Source organism: Mesorhizobium sp. M0189 (assembly GCF_040322135.1).
Taxonomy (GTDB): domain Bacteria; phylum Pseudomonadota; class Alphaproteobacteria; order Rhizobiales; family Rhizobiaceae; genus Mesorhizobium.
The window spans coordinates 394205-410678 of the sequence record NZ_JAMYSW010000003.1 but is presented as its reverse complement, the minus strand read 5'-3'; the positions used below and the strand labels follow the sequence as shown (position 1 = coordinate 410678).

The following is a 16474-nucleotide window of genomic DNA, read 5'->3' as shown; positions in this document are numbered from 1 at the left end:
CGAGCCGCGGAGCCCTGCCGCGAGGCTGAAGAATGGTTCGGCAACTGGCGTGGCGAGTCCATGTGGTCCGACATCGCCGGAAATCATCCCGATCGGCCGGCTGCGAGGGCATCTGGCCGAACAGTCGCCAATTCTCCGTGGCTGTACGGCGCGCCATAGGGGGCAGCTTAATTGTTGCGGGCCGCAACGAACTGCGCCGCTTGTTTCAGAAGCGCGGCTTGTTCGCCATAGGGCTCGAGCAGCGCATGAGCTTGGTCGACGAGGCCATGGAGCTGGTCCCGCGCCCAGTCCGGTCCGTGCAGCGCGACCAGCGTCGCCTTGCCGGCCGCGGCATCCTTGCCGGTTGCCTTGCCCATCTGATGCGCGTCGGCGGTCAGGTCGAGCAGATCGTCGGCAAGCTGAAAGGCAAGCCCGATCGCCGAGCCGAACTCGGCCAGCCTTTCGCGGTCGCCCGACGGCGCGCCGGCAACGATGGCGCCCGCTTCGCAGGCAAAGCGGATCAGCGCACCGGTTTTCATCGCCTGAAGCCGAATGATGCCAGCCTCGTCCGGCCGGCTTTGTTCGGCCTCGAGATCGAGCATCTGGCCGCCGACCATGCTGCCGGCCCCTGCGGCGCGGGCCAATGCCAGCACCAGCGCTGCCCTGCGCTCGGCCGGCAGCATTGTCGCCTCGTCGGCAAGGATGTCGAAGGCAAGCGTCAACAAGGCGTCGCCGGCAAGAATGGCTGTCGCTTCATCGAAAGCCCTGTGCACGGTCGGCTGGCCACGGCGCATATCGTCATCGTCCATGGCCGGCAGATCGTCATGGATGAGCGAATAGCAGTGCACGCATTCGAGCGCTGCCGCGACGCGCAGCGCCGGCTCGACGTCGGCTGAAAACAGTGCAGAACTTTCCATGACCAGGAAGGGGCGCAGTCGTTTGCCGCCGTTCAGAACGCCATGTCGCATCGCGGCCATCAGGCGTTCCGGCCGCGCGATCTCGCCTGAAAGCGTGCGTCCGTCGAGCAACCGCCTCAGCAGCGCCTCGAGCGGAACTGCCCGGGCAATAAGTGCAGCCTCGAACGCCATTTGGTCGTCTTTCGTCATGGTCGGGAGCGGTAGCCGACACTCAGACGTTGCGCAAGAAGCCAAGCGCCATTATGCCGGGGCAGGGAGTAGCGCGGATTGGGTGGCTTGGCGGAACCGATCGTCGATCACGAAACCGAAGGGTTGGACATGGCGAGACCGAGACGCGGCAGCCGCATCGGTCTTCAACGCTGGGTCCGGCGCGGCATCGCTGTCGCCATCGTGCTGGCGCTGATGCCGGTGGTTCTGACCTTTCTGTACCTGCCGTCATTCGTGCACCCGGTGTCGACATTGATGCTGAAGGACCTCGCGACGTTTTCCGGCTACGATCGGCGCTGGGTTTCTATCGATGATGTGGCGCCGGTGCTGGCATATTCGGTCATCATGTCGGAGGACGGGCAGTTCTGTTTCCATCGCGGCGTCGATCTAGGCGAGTTGCGCGGCGTCGTCGACGACGCGCTCGCCGGCGAGATGACGCGTGGCGCCTCGACCATCACCATGCAGACGGTAAAGAACCTTTATCTATGGTCGCGGCCGTTGGGCTCGGTCCGTAAGGTCGTCGAACTGCCGCTGGCCGTCTATTTCGATGCGGTGCTGTCGAAACGGCGGATCATGGAGATCTACCTCAACATCGCCGAATGGGGACCGGGCATCTACGGCATCGAGGCCGCCGCCCAACATCATTTCGGCGTCTCGGCAAAACAGCTGTCGCGCCGACAGGCAGCGCTGCTTGCCGTCACCTTGCCGAACCCGATCGTGCGCAATCCGGCGAAGCCCGGGCCGGGACTGAGGCGGCTTGCCGCGTTGATCGAACGGCGCGCGGGCCGCGCCGGCGCCTATGTCGGCTGCCTGCGATAGTGTCAAAAAAAAACACCGCGACGCTGGCCAAAACGCCATCGGGCGTGTATAGGCAGCCGACTTTCTCAGATTCCGGCCCCTGACGTGGCCCTTTCACGAGGGCCGCCGGGGCGTTTTGACCATGTAGTGGAGCATATCCATGGCCGTTCCGAAACGAAAAACCTCTCCGTCGAAGCGCGGCATGCGCCGTTCCGCCGACGCACTGAAGGCCCCGACCTATGTCGAGGACAAGAACTCCGGCGAGATGCGCCGTCCGCACCATATCGACCTGAAGACCGGCATGTATCGCGGTCGCCAGGTGCTGGAGCCGAAGGAAAGCTGAGACAGCTTTCGACGGTTTATTATTGCAAAAGACCGGCCACTGGCCGGTCTTTTTGCGTTCGTCGACAACTGATCGTGTCGACCGGGGCTGACATTGTTGTTTCACGCCGTCTTTGTCCGTGTTTATGGGCCGCACGAAAATTCTTGACGGCGAACGCCGGGCGCACTCTACAAAGATCAGTCCAACCGGAGCCGCCACATGTTCGGTGCCATTCCGCTGCTGATCGTGCCTTTCATTCTCTACAATCTCGGGCTTCTGGGAATATTCGGCAGCGGCGACGACCCGTGGGCGACCGAAATGTTTTCGGTCCGGATGATGTCGGGCGGGGTGTTCTCGATGACCCTCGGCGATCTCATCGTGCTGATCGCATTGATCTTCTTGTTCGTCGAAGTGGTGAAGTCGACGCGAACGACAAATGCCTCGATCATGGACCACCTTTTGTCGACCTTCGTCTTTGTGGCCTATCTGGTCGAATTCCTGCTGGTGAAGGGCGCCGCCCATTCCGTTTTCTTCACACTGATGGTCATAGCACTGATCGACGTGCTGGCCGGCTTTTCGGTGTCGATGCGGTCGGCCAGCCGCGACATCAACATGAATTAAGGATTCCGGCTCAGCCCGGGTCGGCGGTGAAGCCAGCCGCCTCGATGCCAGCGATGGCTGCCGTTTCATCATTGTCCGACGTATCGCCGGAAATGCCGACGGCGCCGATGATCGTGCCAGCCTTATCGCGGATCAGCACGCCGCCGACGACCGGCAGGACGCGTCCGCCCGACACGTCGGAGACGCCGGCTATCAGATGCGGGCGCTCCTTGGCGAAAGCCTCCACCCGGCGCGAGCCCATGCCGATAGCGAGCGCGCCATAGGCCTTGCCGGCCGACATTTGCGGACGCAGGAACGAGGCGCCGTCCTGACGCTGGAACGAGACCAGATGGGCGCCGGCATCGAGCACCGAGACGCCAAGCGGCCTGAGCTTGAGCTCGGCACCCTTGGCAAAGGCGGCGGCGATGATCTCAAGGGCTTTGTCGAGCGTCAGTGCGGTCATGGCCGCCTCCTAAACGCGCCAGTTATCAACCGGCAGAACAGATCGCGGTGAAAACTGTTCCGCGTACGAAACGAAGCAATGCGATCCAAGGAGCGCCGGCTTATTTCTTCTTGGCGCGGGACTTCTTCACCGGCGCCGGAGGCGCATTGGCCAGGTCTTCCGCTTCCTTGGCGAGGCGCAGCGCCCGCAGCTTGTTGGTTTTGGCCTGGCGAGCGTCGCTCTCGGCGACATATTCCGCCATGGCCTTCTGGCGCACCGTGGCTGCCTCTTCCTGTTTCTTGAAACGCAAATCGGCCCGCGCACGGGCAGTGTCCTTAGAGTTCTCGACCAAGAGCGTTATCCAATCCGGTAAATTATCTTCAGTCCCTTGATAGCAGAGCCAGCCCGCAATTGGGAAAATAAGTTGGTCATGGCGCCGGATCGCACCCGACTCGCTCCGCATTGCGGGCGATCACCGCATCGTATGCGGCCTGCAACGTCGCGCGCACGGTGGGTCCAGATGGGGCGGGAGACGCACCTAGATGCTCGTGGCGCAACTCGTTCATGAACTTATCCCACATCGGCGGGCCGCCTTTTTCCAGAAGCTCGGCACGGATAGAGAGCTCTTCGCTGACCGGGAGCCAGACGCGGCCCCAGGCGCCGAGATGCGCCAGGATCGGCACCAGCGTAATAGCCATTTCGGTCAGGCTGTAGATCGCCTTCTGCTTGTGGGAGGGATCGTCCGCCTTGGTCAGCATGCTGAGCTCCATCAGCCGTTTCAGCCGGTCGGCGAGGATGTTGGAGGCGATGCCCTCCATCGAGCCATTGAGCAGCTCGCGAAAGTGGCGTCTGCCGCCGAAGATGATGTCGCGAAGGATGATCAGGCTCCACCGATCGCCGAACACTTCGAGCGACAGATTGATCGGACATCCGGACCGGCGATCGATGTTCATGCGAATCTCCAAAAACCGGTTGCATTATCGTATCGGTTTTAATATCGTGCAACCGATTGCAAATTGCAATCAGATTCGCGACCCGAGGAGGAAAGCCATGAGAAACGCCGAACACCCCGAAATCGTATCCCAGACGTTCGGCGATCCGGCACATCCGGCGGTATTGTTGATCATGGGCGCCATGGCTTCCATGCTCTGGTGGCCGGAAGCGTTTTGCCGGAAGCTGGCCGGCGAGGGTCGCTTCGTGGTCCGCTATGACAATCGCGATACCGGCCGTTCGACGAAATACGCGCCGGGCGAGCCGCCTTATACATTCGACGACATGGCGGACGATGCCATCCGCGTCCTTGACGACCAGGGAATCCGAAAGGCGCACGTGGTCGGCATGTCGATGGGCGGCGTGATTGCGCAGCTCGTTGCGTTGAAATACCCGTCGCGTGTCACTTCGCTTACGGTGATCAGCAGCTCGCCCTTGGGCATTGATACGTCGCATCTGCCCGGAACCACCGAGGCCTACAGGAAACATTCGGACGAAGGCGCGAAGGTCGACTGGTCTGACCGTGGCCAGGCGGTCGATTTCATCGTCAAGGACGCGTATGCGCTCACCGGCACCGCACGCTCATTCGACGAGCAGCGCACGCGGGCTTTCGTCGAACAGGATTACGACCGGTCCGGCGGCTTTCTAAGCGCCACCAATCATTTCATGCTCAAGAGCGGCGAAGATGCGAGCGGCGAAGATCGGAGCGGCCAGGACTGGACGGGGCGGCTGCACGAGATGAAGATCCCGCTCCTCGTTATCCACGGCACCGACGATCCGATCTTTCCAGTCGAGCATGGCGCCGCTCTTGCCGACGCGGTCGCCGGCGCAAGGCTGGTCCGGATCGAGAGCGGCGGCCACGAGCTGCATCCCGACGACTGGGCCGCGATCATCGATGCCATCGTCACCCACAGCCAAGCCAAATAGTACCAAGCCTGACCTCAACACCGAATTTCCGCGAGACGAACCACCCAAGGAACGACAACCAATGTCCCTGACTATGCATCTTCATCCACTGGCCTCCTTCTGCTGGAAGCCGCTGATCGCGCTCTATGAGAACGGCGCGCCATTCACATCCGTTGTCGTCGATCTCGGCAATGAACAGTCGCGCGTGGCGTTTCTGAAATTGTGGCCGCTCGGCAAGATGCCGGTACTGCGTGATGAAGCGCTGGATCGGACCGTGCCGGAATCGACAATCGTCATCGAATATCTCAACGCGTATTATCCTGGGCCGGCCGAACTGATCCCCGCCGATGTCGATCTCGCTCGCCAGACCCGGCTCGCCGACCGCTTCTATGACTTCTACGTCCAGGAACCGATGCAGAAGATCGTCGGCGACCGGCTGCGGCCGGAGGGCAAGACCGATCCGTTCGGCGTCGAGCAGGCGCGCGCCCAGCTGCGCAGCTCCTACGCCGTCATCGAACAGGACATGCAGTCGAGGACATGGGCGGTGGGCGGGAGCTTCACCATGGCCGACTGCGCCGCCGCCCCCGCGCTGTTCTACGCTAACAAGGTCGAGCCGTTCGGCGACAAATATCCTGCGGTGAGGCGCTATCACGACCGGCTGCTGCGGCGCCCGTCGGTTGCCCGTGTGATCGAGGAAGCGCAGCCCTATTTCAAGCTCTTCCCCTACAACAACGGCTAGAGAGTGGTTCATCGTTTCACGGAAACGCCGAACCGCTCGATCCTTTTGTTTTTTGCGCAATTCCGGACGGAAAACCGTTTCACACTTTTCCTGGAATTGCTCCAGGCCCGAGGCTGCACGAGCTGCCCGACGCGCGGACGACGCCTCTCAGCTTCCGGGTGAACCGAGCTGCTCTGCATCCCAGAACTGGTCGAGCCAGATGTTGAGCTTTAGGAAGCCGGCATTGCTGACCGTATAGACGCGCCTGGTGCCTTCCGGCTTGGCGTTGACCAGCCCGGCATCAAGCAGCACCTTCAGATGCTGCGAAACGGCCGGGCGGGACACCGGCAAGCCAGAGGCCAGTTCGTTGACGGTCTTCGGTCCGCGCCGGAGCTCTTCCAAGAGATAGCGCCGGTTGGGATCGGCAATCGCCATGAAGGCGTCGGAAAGCATCATGCCTTATTTGTGGGGCAAAGCGTCTCGAATCTCAACCGTCGGTTTCAGCTTTTCTGCGCGGGTCGAGCCGCAACGCTTCCGGCGTCACCGAGCGGTCGGCCGGCTGGGTCTTGAAGGCATCGCGGCCTTCGATTGGCACCGGCGCGCGACGGCTGATGCGCAGCAGCGTATAGGCGGCCAGGCAGAGATGCGCCAACGCAGTAGCCAGGAACAGCCCCTCGGGACGCATCCAGCCCATCAGGCCGGCGGCCAGCAGCGGGCCGATCATCGTGCCGAAGCCATAAAGCAGCAGCAGGCCGCCCGACACTTTGACGAAGTCTTCCGATCGGGCATGGTCGTTGGCATGCGCCACCGCGATCGAATAGAGCGTGTAGGCGAAGGCGCCGTAGGCGGCGGTGCAGACGATAACGAAGACGCCGGAGCGCGGTTCGAACAGGAAGATGGCGATGGCGAACAGCGCAGCGCCGAAAGCCGCGCCCGCCAGCACGAAACGACGGTCCGTCGTGTCGGAGAGCCGCCCGGCCGGAAGCTGCATGGCGGCGCCGGCGATGACCACCAGGCTCATCATGAGCGCGATCTCGGCCGTCGAGATGCCGATGCGAGCTCCATAAACGGCACCAAGCGTGCCCCAGGCGCCGTTGGCGATGCCGATCAGCACGCAGGCGATCGCCGACACCGGCGAATTGACGTAGAGCCCTTTGACGTCAAGCGACACGTCCTGCAGCGGCTTGGGGTGCGACGCCGTCGAGACCGCCGTCGGGATCAGTGATAGGCAAAACAGAATGCCGGTGATCATGAATAGCGACGCCGATTTCACATCGCCGCCGGCAACGATCATCTGACCGCCCATGATCGAGGCATAGGTGACCATCATGTAGAGGCCGAAGACGGTGCCGCGGTTTTCGTTGGTGGCCTTCTCGTTCAGCCAGCTTTCGATGACCATGAAAGCACCGGCCATGGTGAAGCCGGTGAAGGCGCGCAGCAGGATCCAGGTATATTCATCAATGATCAGGCCGGTGAGCAGTGCGACGATCGCTCCCGATGCGGCAAAGGCGCCGAAAGCCCTGACATGACCGGCGCGGCGCACGATGCGTGGCGCAAAGAAGCAGCCGGTGACGAAGCCGCCGGCCCAAGCCGTGCCCATCAGGCCGAGCGATGCGGTCGAGAAGCCCTCCACCTGGCCGCGCAGCGGCAACAGCAGCCCGTGCAGCCCGGATGCCGCCAGCAGGAACGCGGTGCCGCGCAGCAGCGAGAGGATCGGTCTGTAGCTTGCGAACATTGTTCAATCCGGCTGGGGTTCGGGGCACAGGTCTGGAGACAGCGGCATTCGGGCTTTTCGGCGGCGTGCCCGAGCTTTTGGAATTGCCCGCAGTACTATCCGCGGCGAAACAGCGCCTCTGCCGCCGACTTGGTGGAGCCCTTGGTCATGAGCTCGGCTTCCAGCCGGGCGATCTCGCCGCGCAGGATGCCGATCCGCTCGGACAATTCATCGACAGAAAGCAGCGACAGATCCTGCCCGATCTCGTGCGGGCGCGCTTTCTTCTTGGGTTCGTCGTCGAAGACCGCCATCGTCGCTCCTCCGTGATTGCCCATTTGCCTGATTTGCCAATGAGCATACATAGGGCAGGGGTATGGATGCAAATGGCCGGCAACAGCTGGCGCTAGAAACCGGCGAAACACGACGGGAAAATTCATGGCGAACGCACAGAAAATTCCGGCCAGGATGATGGCGATCGCCATCTCGGAGCCGGGCGGGCCGCGGGTGCTGAAACCGGAAACCCGCGACGTGCCGGTACCCGGCCCTGGCGAGATCCTGATCCGGGTGCGTGCCGCCGGCGTCAACCGGCCCGACGTGCAGCAGCGCAAGGGTGCCTATCCGCCGCCGCCAGGTGCGTCGGATCTGCCGGGCCTGGAAGCGGCGGGCGAAGTCGCCGCCCTCGGCGACGAGATATCGCGCTGGCGCGTCGGCGACCGGGTCTGCGCGCTGACGGCGGGCGGCGGCTATGCCGAATATGTCAAGGTTCATGCCGGCAGCGTGCTGCCGCTGCCCGCCGGCTTTACCTACACCGAAGCGGCGGCGCTGCCGGAAAACTACTTCACTGTTTGGCACAATGTCTTCGAGCGCGGCGGCCTGAAGAGCGGCGAGACGCTGCTCGTGCATGGCGGCTCATCGGGTATCGGAACGACGGCGATCCAGCTTGCTGCCGCTTTCGGCGCTTATGTCGTCACCACCGCCGGCAGCAAGGAGAAATGCGACGCCTGCCTCAAGCTCGGCGCCGACCGGACGGTCAACTACCGCGAGGAGGACTTCGTCGCCGCGGTCAAGGAGGCAACCGGCGGCAAGGGCGCCAACGTCATCCTCGACATGGTCGGCGGCGATTATGTCGCGCGAAACTACGAGGCTGCGGCCGTGGAGGGCCGCATCGTCCAGATCGCGACGCAGGGCGGAGCGGTGGCGAGCGCCGATTTCTTCAAAATCATGGCCAAGCGGCTCGTGCACACGGGTTCGCTGCTCAGGCCACGCACGGTGGAGTTCAAGGCGGCAGTCGCGGCTGCGCTGGAGGCGCAGGTTTGGCCGCTGCTCGGCACGCGCAAGGTTGCACCGGTGATGGACACGATCTTCCCGCTCAAGGAAGCCTGGCGGGCGCATGAGCGGATGGAGGAGGGTGAGCACATTGGCAAGATTGTGCTCGATGTCGCCTGACGGCCGGTAAACAGGCTGAACGAAGGCTTAATGGTGCAATGCAACAAACGCATTGCCGCCATGCAAAAGCGTCTGTTCAATTTTTCATCGCCGATGCCTATTTACGCGGCATCGAAACGATGGAGGACTACCATGAACCCGATCCGCGCTTTCCGTAACTGGCGCATGTACAACGAAACCGTGCGCGAACTGAACCGGCTGAACGCTCGTCAGCTCAATGATCTCGGCATCAACCGCGGCGACATAGAGAGAATCGCCCGCCAAGGGCTTTGATCTCGAGCACGATCCTGTCCGAAGACCGGGCGCTGCTTTTCCGCAACGCCGAGCCGCGGTTCGGGATCAAGCCTTAGAAGCCAGAGCCGTAGCAGACGGATTTCCGTCGCCGGTTCCGAGCCCGCCCGACCTTGGTCTGGCGGGCTTTGTCTTTTTGAAGCTTTCGACTGCATGGCTTCATGTGCCGACCCTTCGCGGTCTGCTGGTCGCGCCGCCATGCCGTCCTTGACGCGCGCCTGCCAAAAACATTGCGAAATGGCGAGTGAGCAGTTATATAGACCGCGATTTTCCCATTTTGGTGGCTGTAAACCACCGCCCGCGCGGGAACGCGGGCGAACGAGAAGGATTTTTGTAATGGCCAATACGCTGCTGATGCCAAAAGCGACCGCCGTCTGGCTGGTTGACAACACAGCGCTTTCCTTCGAGCAGATCGCGCAGTTCTGCGGACTGCATCCGCTTGAGGTCAAGGCGATCGCCGACGGCGAATCTGCGCAAGGCATCAAGGGTATGGACCCGATCATGACCGGCCAGCTCACTCGCGACGAGATCGCGCGCGCCGAGAAGGACCCGAACCACCGGCTGAAGCTCTCCGACCCCAAGGTGCGGGTGCCGGAATCCAAGCGCAAGGGTCCGCGCTACACTCCGCTGTCCAAGCGCCAGGACCGGCCCAACGCCATCCTCTGGCTGGTGCGCAACCATCCCGAGCTCAAGGATGCGCAGATTTCCCGCCTTGTCGGCACGACGAAGTCGACGATCGACCAGATCCGCGACAGAAAACACTGGAACTCCGCCAATCTCCAGCCGATGGATCCAGTGACGCTCGGCCTGACGTCGCAGATCGACCTCGACATGGAAATCAACCGCGCCTCGCGCGGCCGCGAGCAGGCGCAGCCGGTCGGCGATACGCTGCTGCCGGCCGCCTTGACCGAACGGCTGGTGCCGGCGCCGGAAAAGCCAAAGGACGAGGATCGCGAACTCGACGCCAACGCCGTCTTCGCCAAGCTCTCGGCGCTGAAGTCGAAGGACAAGGATACGGGCGAAGAGGAATAGAGGTCTCGCATCCAAAACAAAAAGCCCGCTTTCAAGCGGGCTTTTTTTTCGATCTTCCGTGTCAGCTTCGCGCCGCCCGGTCCGGTGCCATGCCGTAGTCCTCGCTGCGTTCCACCGCGCGGTAGAAATCGGCGAGCTGCTTGCCGCGCTCCGGCTTGAAGGTGCGGCCGGCGATGACCACGGAGGCGATGCGGTCGATGCGGAAGGCGCGGAAATCGCCGCGCATCTCGCACCAGGCGACCAAGGTCCACACCTTGCCCCAGAACCACAGGCCGAGTGGGCGGATGTCGCGCGCGGTGCTGCGGCCGGCCTCATCCGAATAGTCGATGGTCAGCACCTGACGTTTCTCGATGGACCGCTCAATCAGGTCGATGGCTTCGCGGGCGGCGTCGCTTACCACCCACATCGGCGTGTGGATCTCGGTGCGGGCGATGCGGTCCTTTTCGGCGTCGGGCAGCACGGCGCCGATCTTGACCAGCGCCTCGTCGGCGGCTCGCGCCATGGCCGCGCCGCCAAAGGCGCGCACCATGCGGGCGCCGGCGACCAGCGCGACGATCTCGTCACGCGTGAACATCAGCGGCGGAAGGTCGAAACCCTCCCTCATCATGTAGCCGACACCGGCCTCGCCGTCGATCGGCACGCCGGTCGACTGCAGGTCGGCGATGTCGCGATAGATGGTCCGCTCGGAAACCTCGAGCCACGTGCCCAGCTTCTGGGCGGTGACCAGACGGCCACCGCGCAGGTGCTGCACGATCTGGAAGAGCCTGTCGGCGCGGCGCATCGTATGGTCCCTCGGCGTCTATTGCTCTAGCCCTTCGCGCTTGCGCTGCGCGGCGACGGAGGCCGCGCCGAAGGACAGTTTCCTCGTTGTCGGCGTGCTTGCGTCGAGCACCCGCCAGAACGGCGCAATGTCGCCCAGCGCCATGCCACGCTCAAGATCCTCGTTGGCGGCCTCGGCGACGGTACGCAGATGATAGCCGATGGTGACCGGACATGTCACCTCGGCACCGTGCTCGATGGCGAGCGCGGTGCGCAAAGCCCGGATATCCATATCCATGCCTTCGGGGATGGCGCAGATGAATGCATCGACCTGGCGAGCTGTGGGAACCAGCATCGGCTGGCCTTCGACGACATCAGCGATGGTGCGTGGCGACGGTGTTATGCCGTTGATGCCAGGCGTGTTCAGCCTGTCGGTCCAGCTTTTCATCGATCGTCCTCTCGGCCGTCCGTCTCTGACGGCCATCCCACTATGGCACGAGCCTCCTGACACCATACTGTCAGGAGGCTTCAGCATGCCTGTTTATCGCCGGGCCGCATCCAAACGCCGGGCAGAAAGATTGCCTCAATTGCCGCCATTGTGGCGGTCGCCATACATGTCCGGCCAGCCAATATCCTTGCGGATGTCCGCCGGCAGGGTGTTCATGAAACGCTGGGTGCGGATCTCATTGCGCATCGTCCGGATCTTGCCGACATAGTGCTGCACGCTACGCAGAATGGTAAAACCGTTCATGGCTGGTCTCCTCTCTTTCGATGCAGGCACTATCGCACACCCCTACTGACAGCAGTCTGTCAGGAGGGTGCGGCTCTCGCGACCGGCGTTCCGATTTGTCCACCGAAGTGATCGAACAGTGCTGAAAAGAGGCGTGCCGCGGTGGAAAGACCGCGATCGCGGAGCCGCTTTGACAGCCAGCCGCGATGCTGATCAAAGGCTGCATGTCGAAACTTCTCGCGCTCGTCATCATCGCCATGATGGTCATCCAGCTCATCAAGCCGCTCGGCTGGCCGGGGCTGAAGCGGCGCAGCGATTTCTGGAAGCTGGCGCTGTTGGCTATGGCGGCGATTTCGATTACGGCGGTGCTCGGACACTGGACGTAATGCATGTCGCGCAAAAGTGTGCAGCGGTTTTGCGCCAACGACATACATAAAACAAAGAACCTAAAGTAGCGTCGCATGAGGCCAATCGAACGCGACGCGCTTTAGTGCCGGCAGCCGCTACGCGACGCCCGGTTCGTTGGCGAGCACCAAGCCGGCCAGATGTTCCGCCCAGGCGCGGTAGCCGGCTTCCGAAGCATGAAATCCATCCGACGCAAAGCCGGCCTCGGCGTCGGTGATCGGCAGGCGGGGCGCCGGTATGGCGCCGCGCTCGAGGCAAAGGCGCTCGCCCATCCGGTTCATCTCGCCGGCGCGGATCTCGAGGATCTTGCCGAGCAGCGGCGGCATTGCCGGCGCCCGGGTGAACTCCAGCACCGGCGACCACACCACGCGCGCCTCCGGCCATTTGGCGCGCAGCGCGTAGAGCAGGCCGCCAAAATCGCGCTTGAAGCGCGGTACCGAATGAAAATTCTTGGTGTCGTTGGTGCCGATGGCGAGCACGATATGCGTCCACGGATCGGCCGACAGATTGGGCAGCACATGATCGCGGATCTGGCCAGAGGTTGCCGAGTTGAAGCCGGCTGCCCGCCAGCGCACGGTGCGGCCGGTGCGTTGCGCAATTAGAACGGCCAGTTGCGCGGCCAATCCGTTTTCGGAATTGCCGATGCCGACTGAGGCGGCGGAGGAATCGCCGAGCACCAGCAGCGAGATTGCCGGCGCCTGGCCTGATATCTCGTGCATGACCGGACCTTGTGCCGGCAGCATGCGGGTGGTGCGGCGACGCACGCCAAGTCCTTGCCAGACATAGACCGGAAAGGCGAGCCAGGTGAGAAGGGTCGGAAAGCGCCGCATGGCAAATCCCTTTTAGGGCACAGCGAACAGCACTTAGCGCATGTTGCACTGAAGGTGAACGACCTTGCAGCGACAGCCTGTCGCCTCAATGGCAGCAGTCATGCGTCCCGGATTGGTCTTCATACTCGTCATGCAGCCGCACCCAGTCGGCGAGGCTATGATGCGGCCCGGTTTCGTTGCGGCCTTTCGGCGTCAGGTCGAGATAGTGATAGGCGCCGATCAGCGGATCGCCGCCTCTGGAGCGCGAGATGAAAGTCAGGAAGATGTCGCCTTTCTCGTCGCGATAGAACACGCTGGTGCCGGGAAGGTCCTTCGATCTCCGCGCGCGCCGCTCGAAATTGTAGGTCGTGTCGCCGGCCGCGATCTGCTTGTCGGTGAATGACACCTGGATATCGAAGTTGAAGTCCGAGGCGTAGGACGACACCCAGTCGAATTTCCAGCCCATGCGCTGCTTGTAGGGCAGAAGCTCGGCCAGCGGCGCCCGCGCCACCACGACAAGCGAAACATCGTGGTGCCTGAGATGCTGGTTGGCGCCGTCGATGTGGTCGGCAAGGAACGAGCAGCCCTCGCAACGATAATCGGCGCCCGGCCCGAACATGAAATGGTAGACGATCAACTGGCTGTTGCCGCCAAACAGGTCGGGCAGTTTCTTTGGCCCTTGCTCGGTCTCGAAGACGTAGTCCTTGCGGATCTTCAGCCACGGCAATTCGCGGCGTTCGGCGGCGACGCGGTCGCGAAAGCGCGTCAATTCCTTTTCGCGCGCCAGATGCGCCTTGTGCGCCTGATACCAGTCTTCCTGCGAAACGGTCTTGTTGTTTGGCATAGGTCTGCTCCTCTTTTCACGGAGGACGTTCGGCAGCGAGGAATGCCGACACCGAGCTGCATTTCAGTTGCAAGAAAATTGCAGCCCTTGCTGCTTTCAAGCAAAACCCGGGCACGTGGCCCGGGTCGGGAGAAACGCAAGATGGATTCGGTTAAGCGGCTTGCTCCAGCGACGGCTGCCATTGTCCAAGCGCTGCCAGATGGTTCATGTGGGCGCGATGGGCGAAGGCGGCCTGCGCGGCGGCGACGTTCGCCGCCTTGCCGCTCCAGGCCTTCTGCGGAGCGGCCTGCAAGGCGCGGCCGTAGGAGAAGGTCAGCTTCCACGGATGCGGGCCGATGGCGTTGATGGCGTTGAGGTTGGCGGTCGCTTGCTCGTCCGATTGTCCGCCCGAAAGGAAGGCGATGCCTCCGATCGCGGCTGGCACCGTCTCGCGGAACAGTTTTATCGTCCTTTCGGCGACCTCGTCGGGGCTGCTGACCTTGCCCGATTTCTTGCCGGCGAGAACCATGTTTGGCTTCAGGATGGTGCCTTCGAGGACGACGCGGGCCGCATAGAGCTCGGTGTATAGCTTTGTCAGTGTCGCCTTGCTGATCTCGTAGCAAGTGTCGATGTCATGAGCGCCGTCCATCAGCACCTCCGGCTCGACGATCGGCACGATGCCGGCTTCCTGGCAAAGCGCGGCGTAACGGGCGAGCGCATGGGCATTCGAGCCGATCGAGGTGGCGGAAGGCACCCCCTTGGCAACATCGATGTCGATTACCGCGCGCCATTTGGCAAAGCGGGCGCCAAGCTTGTAATAGTCGGCGAGGCGTTCGCGCAGGCCGTCCAGGCCTTCGGTGATGGTATCGCCGGGAAATCTTGCCAGAGGCTTGGCGCCGGCGTCGACCTTGATGCCGGGAATGGCGCCTGATGCCTTGATGATGTCGACCAGCGGCGTGCCGTCGGCGGCCTTCTGGTGGATGGTCTCGTCATAGAGGATAACGCCGGAAATGTACTTGGTCATTGCATCGCTGGCGCGGAACATCATCTCGCGATAGTCGCGGCGGCTGTCGGCGGTCGACTCGACGCCGATGACGTCGAAGCGCTTCTTGATAGTGCCGGAGCTCTCGTCGGCAGCCAGTAGGCCCTTGCCGTTGGCCACCATCGCGGCGGCAATGTCCTCGAGACGTTCGCTCATCGTGCTTCTCCTGAAAGAATTGACCCGTACCCAGCAGACCACCAGAGCAACGCAGGTTCAAGTCGAACCCTTTCGTCGGAGAAGCGCGAATCGATTGAAAATCGCGAGCGCACTGCTTCGCGCTGTTATTAACGCCGCGCTCAGCGCTTCAAGACGTCGACGCCGGGCAAGGGCTTGCCTTCCATCCATTCGAGGAAAGCGCCGCCGGCCGTCGAGACATAGGTGAAATCATCGCTGACGCCGGCATGGTTGAGGGCGGCCACCGTATCGCCGCCGCCGGCCACCGAGACCAGCCTGCCGGCCTTGGTGCGCGCTGCCGCGTGCCTGGCCGTCGCCACCGTCGCATGGTCGAACGGCTCGATCTCGAAGGCGCCGAGCGGCCCGTTCCAGACCAACGTCGCGGCACGGTCGATCCATTCGGCAATGGTTTTCACGGTTTTCGCGCCGACATCGAGGATCATGCCGTCGGCTGGTACGTCTGCAATGGCGACGGTCTCGCTTGCGGCACCGGCCTTGAACTCCCTGGCGACAACGGCGTCGGCGGGCAGGATGATGGCGCAGCCGGCCTCGGCCGCCTCGATCATGATCTGCTTGGCGGTGGTCGCGAGATCGTGCTCGCACAAGGATTTCCCGACGTCGGTGCCGCGTGCCGCGAGAAACGTGTTGGCCATGCCGCCGCCGATGACCAGCGCGTCGACCTTCTTCACCAGGTTCATCAACAAGTCGATCTTGGTCGAGACCTTGGCCCCGCCGACAATGGCGACAACCGGGCGGACGGGATTGCCGAGGCCCTTTTCCAGCGCATCGAGCTCGGCCTGCATGGTGCGCCCGGCGAAGGCCGGCAGCACGTGCGCCAGCCCTTCCGTCGACGAATGGGCGCGGTGCGCAGCGGAGAAGGCGTCGTTGACGAAGATGTCGCCGTTGGCGGCGAGCTTTTCGGTGAAGGCCGGGTCGTTCTTCTCCTCGGCTTTGTAGAAGCGGGTGTTCTCGAGCAGCAGCACATCGCCGCTTTCCATGGCGGCGACGGCGCTCGCGGCCTTGTCGCCGATGCAGTCGGTGGCAAAGCCAACCGGGCGGCCGAGCACGTCCGCCGTCGCCTTGGCGATCGGCTCGAGCGAGAATTCCGGCGCCGGTCCATCTTTGGGACGACCGAAATGTGCAAGCAGGATGACCTTGGCGCCCTTGCCGGACAGCTCGGCGATGGTCGGTACAATGCGCTCGATGCGGGTGGCGTCGGTGACCTTGCCCTCAGTGACGGGAACGTTGAGGTCGACACGCACCAGCACACGCTTGCCGCTGATATTGCCGATGTCGTCCAGTGTCTTGAAGTCGGCCATGCTGATCCCTTTCGCGAAAAATCGCGGGGACCTTACCCCGCATCAACGACG

The 16474-nt window shown here is 62.9% G+C and carries 23 protein-coding genes; 9 read left to right on the top strand and 14 right to left on the bottom strand.

The window, feature by feature from the left end; translation table 11 throughout:
- Positions 1-167 precede the first annotated feature (167 nt).
- Complete coding sequence (locus tag NKJ09_RS07785) at positions 168-1085, bottom strand: polyprenyl synthetase family protein (RefSeq protein WP_352494184.1); 918 nt, start codon at positions 1083-1085, stop codon at positions 168-170.
- A 78-nt stretch (positions 1086-1163) separates the two neighbouring features.
- Here NKJ09_RS07785 and NKJ09_RS07780 point away from each other — a divergent pair, with 78 nt between their 5' ends.
- The 3 genes from NKJ09_RS07780 to NKJ09_RS07770 all read left to right on the top strand — a co-directional run bounded on the left by NKJ09_RS07780 (position 1164) and on the right by NKJ09_RS07770 (position 2844).
- Complete coding sequence (locus NKJ09_RS07780; protein ID WP_031194544.1) at positions 1164-1922, top strand: transglycosylase domain-containing protein; 759 nt, start codon at positions 1164-1166, stop codon at positions 1920-1922.
- Positions 1923-2061: 139 nt separating this feature from the next.
- Positions 2062-2244 (top strand): 50S ribosomal protein L32, encoded by a 183-nt coding sequence (rpmF, locus tag NKJ09_RS07775; RefSeq protein WP_006203806.1) that lies wholly within the window; start codon positions 2062-2064, stop codon positions 2242-2244.
- Between the two features lie 198 nt (positions 2245-2442).
- Positions 2443-2844: a hypothetical protein gene (locus NKJ09_RS07770; protein ID WP_023720966.1), complete on the top strand. Its 402-nt coding sequence runs from the start codon at positions 2443-2445 to the stop codon at positions 2842-2844.
- A 10-nt stretch (positions 2845-2854) separates the two neighbouring features.
- Here NKJ09_RS07770 and NKJ09_RS07765 read toward each other — a convergent pair whose 3' ends face one another.
- The 3 genes from NKJ09_RS07765 to NKJ09_RS07755 form a co-directional block, all read right to left on the bottom strand.
- Positions 2855-3286, bottom strand: coding sequence for a GlcG/HbpS family heme-binding protein (locus NKJ09_RS07765; protein ID WP_023720967.1), 432 nt, complete (start codon positions 3284-3286; stop codon positions 2855-2857).
- Positions 3287-3386: 100 nt separating this feature from the next.
- The gene (locus NKJ09_RS07760; protein WP_023720968.1) at positions 3387-3617 is read right to left on the bottom strand and encodes a hypothetical protein; all 231 of its coding nucleotides are present in this window, start codon (positions 3615-3617) and stop codon (positions 3387-3389) included.
- Positions 3618-3693: 76 nt separating this feature from the next.
- Positions 3694-4218 carry a winged helix-turn-helix transcriptional regulator gene (locus tag NKJ09_RS07755; RefSeq protein ID WP_023720969.1) on the bottom strand — a complete coding sequence of 175 codons (525 nt, stop codon included), beginning with the start codon at positions 4216-4218 and terminating at the stop codon, positions 3694-3696.
- Positions 4219-4315: 97 nt separating this feature from the next.
- Here NKJ09_RS07755 and NKJ09_RS07750 point away from each other — a divergent pair, with 97 nt between their 5' ends.
- Together NKJ09_RS07750 and NKJ09_RS07745 are read left to right on the top strand one after the other, a co-directional pair.
- Positions 4316-5182, top strand: coding sequence for an alpha/beta fold hydrolase (locus tag NKJ09_RS07750; protein ID WP_352494183.1), 867 nt, complete (start codon positions 4316-4318; stop codon positions 5180-5182).
- A 61-nt stretch (positions 5183-5243) separates the two neighbouring features.
- Complete coding sequence (locus tag NKJ09_RS07745) at positions 5244-5900, top strand: glutathione S-transferase family protein (RefSeq protein ID WP_352762561.1); 657 nt, start codon at positions 5244-5246, stop codon at positions 5898-5900.
- 147 nt (positions 5901-6047) lie between these two features.
- Here NKJ09_RS07745 and NKJ09_RS07740 read toward each other — a convergent pair whose 3' ends face one another.
- The 3 genes from NKJ09_RS07740 to NKJ09_RS07730 form a co-directional block, all read right to left on the bottom strand.
- Positions 6048-6335, bottom strand: coding sequence for an ArsR/SmtB family transcription factor (locus tag NKJ09_RS07740; protein WP_023720972.1), 288 nt, complete (start codon positions 6333-6335; stop codon positions 6048-6050).
- A gap of 31 nt (positions 6336-6366) precedes the next feature.
- Positions 6367-7614 carry an MFS transporter gene (locus NKJ09_RS07735; protein WP_352480880.1) on the bottom strand — a complete coding sequence of 416 codons (1248 nt, stop codon included), beginning with the start codon at positions 7612-7614 and terminating at the stop codon, positions 6367-6369.
- Between the two features lie 95 nt (positions 7615-7709).
- Positions 7710-7904: a DUF1192 domain-containing protein gene (locus NKJ09_RS07730; RefSeq protein ID WP_023720974.1), complete on the bottom strand. Its 195-nt coding sequence runs from the start codon at positions 7902-7904 to the stop codon at positions 7710-7712.
- A gap of 124 nt (positions 7905-8028) precedes the next feature.
- On the opposite strand from NKJ09_RS07730, the gene NKJ09_RS07725 reads away from it, so the two are divergent.
- The 3 genes from NKJ09_RS07725 (at position 8029) to NKJ09_RS07715 (ending at position 10362) form a co-directional block, all read left to right on the top strand.
- Entirely contained in the window at positions 8029-9039 is a 1011-nt protein-coding gene (locus NKJ09_RS07725) for an NAD(P)H-quinone oxidoreductase (RefSeq protein WP_352494182.1), read from the top strand.
- A gap of 132 nt (positions 9040-9171) precedes the next feature.
- Complete coding sequence (locus NKJ09_RS07720) at positions 9172-9312, top strand: DUF1127 domain-containing protein (protein ID WP_023720976.1); 141 nt, start codon at positions 9172-9174, stop codon at positions 9310-9312.
- A 354-nt stretch (positions 9313-9666) separates the two neighbouring features.
- Positions 9667-10362, top strand: coding sequence for a DUF1013 domain-containing protein (locus tag NKJ09_RS07715; RefSeq protein WP_352480882.1), 696 nt, complete (start codon positions 9667-9669; stop codon positions 10360-10362).
- A 61-nt stretch (positions 10363-10423) separates the two neighbouring features.
- Here the strand turns inward: NKJ09_RS07715 and NKJ09_RS07710 are convergent, their stop codons facing one another.
- The 3 genes from NKJ09_RS07710 to NKJ09_RS07700 form a co-directional block, all read right to left on the bottom strand.
- Entirely contained in the window at positions 10424-11143 is a 720-nt protein-coding gene (locus NKJ09_RS07710) for a helix-turn-helix transcriptional regulator (protein ID WP_023678491.1), read from the bottom strand.
- A gap of 18 nt (positions 11144-11161) precedes the next feature.
- A complete protein-coding gene (locus tag NKJ09_RS07705; protein ID WP_023720978.1) occupies positions 11162-11569 on the bottom strand; it encodes a hypothetical protein in 408 nt (135 codons plus the stop codon).
- Positions 11570-11704: 135 nt separating this feature from the next.
- Complete coding sequence (locus NKJ09_RS07700; RefSeq protein WP_023720979.1) at positions 11705-11872, bottom strand: hypothetical protein; 168 nt, start codon at positions 11870-11872, stop codon at positions 11705-11707.
- A gap of 203 nt (positions 11873-12075) precedes the next feature.
- Between NKJ09_RS07700 and NKJ09_RS07695 the strand changes: the two genes are divergently transcribed.
- On the top strand, positions 12076-12237 hold the full coding sequence (locus tag NKJ09_RS07695) for a hypothetical protein (RefSeq protein WP_008873884.1): 162 nt from the start codon (positions 12076-12078) through the stop codon (positions 12235-12237).
- A gap of 117 nt (positions 12238-12354) precedes the next feature.
- On the opposite strand, the gene NKJ09_RS07690 is transcribed toward NKJ09_RS07695, so the two are convergent.
- The 4 genes from NKJ09_RS07690 to NKJ09_RS07675 all read right to left on the bottom strand — a co-directional run bounded on the left by NKJ09_RS07690 (position 12355) and on the right by NKJ09_RS07675 (position 16423).
- Entirely contained in the window at positions 12355-13086 is a 732-nt protein-coding gene (locus NKJ09_RS07690; protein WP_023720980.1) for an SGNH/GDSL hydrolase family protein, read from the bottom strand.
- A gap of 85 nt (positions 13087-13171) precedes the next feature.
- Positions 13172-13909, bottom strand: a complete 738-nt coding sequence (locus NKJ09_RS07685) for a DUF899 domain-containing protein (protein WP_352494181.1) — start codon at positions 13907-13909, stop codon at positions 13172-13174.
- 151 nt (positions 13910-14060) lie between these two features.
- Complete coding sequence (locus NKJ09_RS07680) at positions 14061-15086, bottom strand: class I fructose-bisphosphate aldolase (RefSeq protein WP_023720982.1); 1026 nt, start codon at positions 15084-15086, stop codon at positions 14061-14063.
- Between the two features lie 140 nt (positions 15087-15226).
- Positions 15227-16423, bottom strand: coding sequence for a phosphoglycerate kinase (locus NKJ09_RS07675; protein WP_023720983.1), 1197 nt, complete (start codon positions 16421-16423; stop codon positions 15227-15229).
- Positions 16424-16474 lie beyond the last annotated feature (51 nt).

Excerpts from the sequence above, each read along its gene's own strand:
- NKJ09_RS07785 (WP_352494184.1), bottom strand. The coding sequence starts at position 1,085 with ATGACGAAAGACGACCAAATGGCGTTCGAGGCTGCACTTATTGCCCGG.
- rpmF (WP_006203806.1), top strand. The coding sequence starts at position 2,062 with ATGGCCGTTCCGAAACGAAAAACCTCTCCGTCGAAGCGCGGCATGCGC.
- NKJ09_RS07770 (WP_023720966.1), top strand. The coding sequence starts at position 2,443 with ATGTTCGGTGCCATTCCGCTGCTGATCGTGCCTTTCATTCTCTACAAT.
- NKJ09_RS07765 (WP_023720967.1), bottom strand. The coding sequence starts at position 3,286 with ATGACCGCACTGACGCTCGACAAAGCCCTTGAGATCATCGCCGCCGCC.
- NKJ09_RS07755 (WP_023720969.1), bottom strand. The coding sequence starts at position 4,218 with ATGAACATCGATCGCCGGTCCGGATGTCCGATCAATCTGTCGCTCGAA.
- NKJ09_RS07750 (WP_352494183.1), top strand. The coding sequence starts at position 4,316 with ATGAGAAACGCCGAACACCCCGAAATCGTATCCCAGACGTTCGGCGAT.
- NKJ09_RS07745 (WP_352762561.1), top strand. The coding sequence starts at position 5,244 with ATGTCCCTGACTATGCATCTTCATCCACTGGCCTCCTTCTGCTGGAAG.
- NKJ09_RS07740 (WP_023720972.1), bottom strand. The coding sequence starts at position 6,335 with ATGATGCTTTCCGACGCCTTCATGGCGATTGCCGATCCCAACCGGCGC.
- NKJ09_RS07735 (WP_352480880.1), bottom strand. The coding sequence starts at position 7,614 with ATGTTCGCAAGCTACAGACCGATCCTCTCGCTGCTGCGCGGCACCGCG.
- NKJ09_RS07730 (WP_023720974.1), bottom strand. The coding sequence starts at position 7,904 with ATGGCGGTCTTCGACGACGAACCCAAGAAGAAAGCGCGCCCGCACGAG.
- NKJ09_RS07725 (WP_352494182.1), top strand. The coding sequence starts at position 8,029 with ATGGCGAACGCACAGAAAATTCCGGCCAGGATGATGGCGATCGCCATC.
- NKJ09_RS07720 (WP_023720976.1), top strand. The coding sequence starts at position 9,172 with ATGAACCCGATCCGCGCTTTCCGTAACTGGCGCATGTACAACGAAACC.
- NKJ09_RS07715 (WP_352480882.1), top strand. The coding sequence starts at position 9,667 with ATGGCCAATACGCTGCTGATGCCAAAAGCGACCGCCGTCTGGCTGGTT.
- NKJ09_RS07710 (WP_023678491.1), bottom strand. The coding sequence starts at position 11,143 with ATGCGCCGCGCCGACAGGCTCTTCCAGATCGTGCAGCACCTGCGCGGT.
- NKJ09_RS07705 (WP_023720978.1), bottom strand. The coding sequence starts at position 11,569 with ATGAAAAGCTGGACCGACAGGCTGAACACGCCTGGCATCAACGGCATA.
- NKJ09_RS07700 (WP_023720979.1), bottom strand. The coding sequence starts at position 11,872 with ATGAACGGTTTTACCATTCTGCGTAGCGTGCAGCACTATGTCGGCAAG.
- NKJ09_RS07695 (WP_008873884.1), top strand. The coding sequence starts at position 12,076 with ATGTCGAAACTTCTCGCGCTCGTCATCATCGCCATGATGGTCATCCAG.
- NKJ09_RS07690 (WP_023720980.1), bottom strand. The coding sequence starts at position 13,086 with ATGCGGCGCTTTCCGACCCTTCTCACCTGGCTCGCCTTTCCGGTCTAT.
- NKJ09_RS07685 (WP_352494181.1), bottom strand. The coding sequence starts at position 13,909 with ATGCCAAACAACAAGACCGTTTCGCAGGAAGACTGGTATCAGGCGCAC.
- NKJ09_RS07680 (WP_023720982.1), bottom strand. The coding sequence starts at position 15,086 with ATGAGCGAACGTCTCGAGGACATTGCCGCCGCGATGGTGGCCAACGGC.
- NKJ09_RS07675 (WP_023720983.1), bottom strand. The coding sequence starts at position 16,423 with ATGGCCGACTTCAAGACACTGGACGACATCGGCAATATCAGCGGCAAG.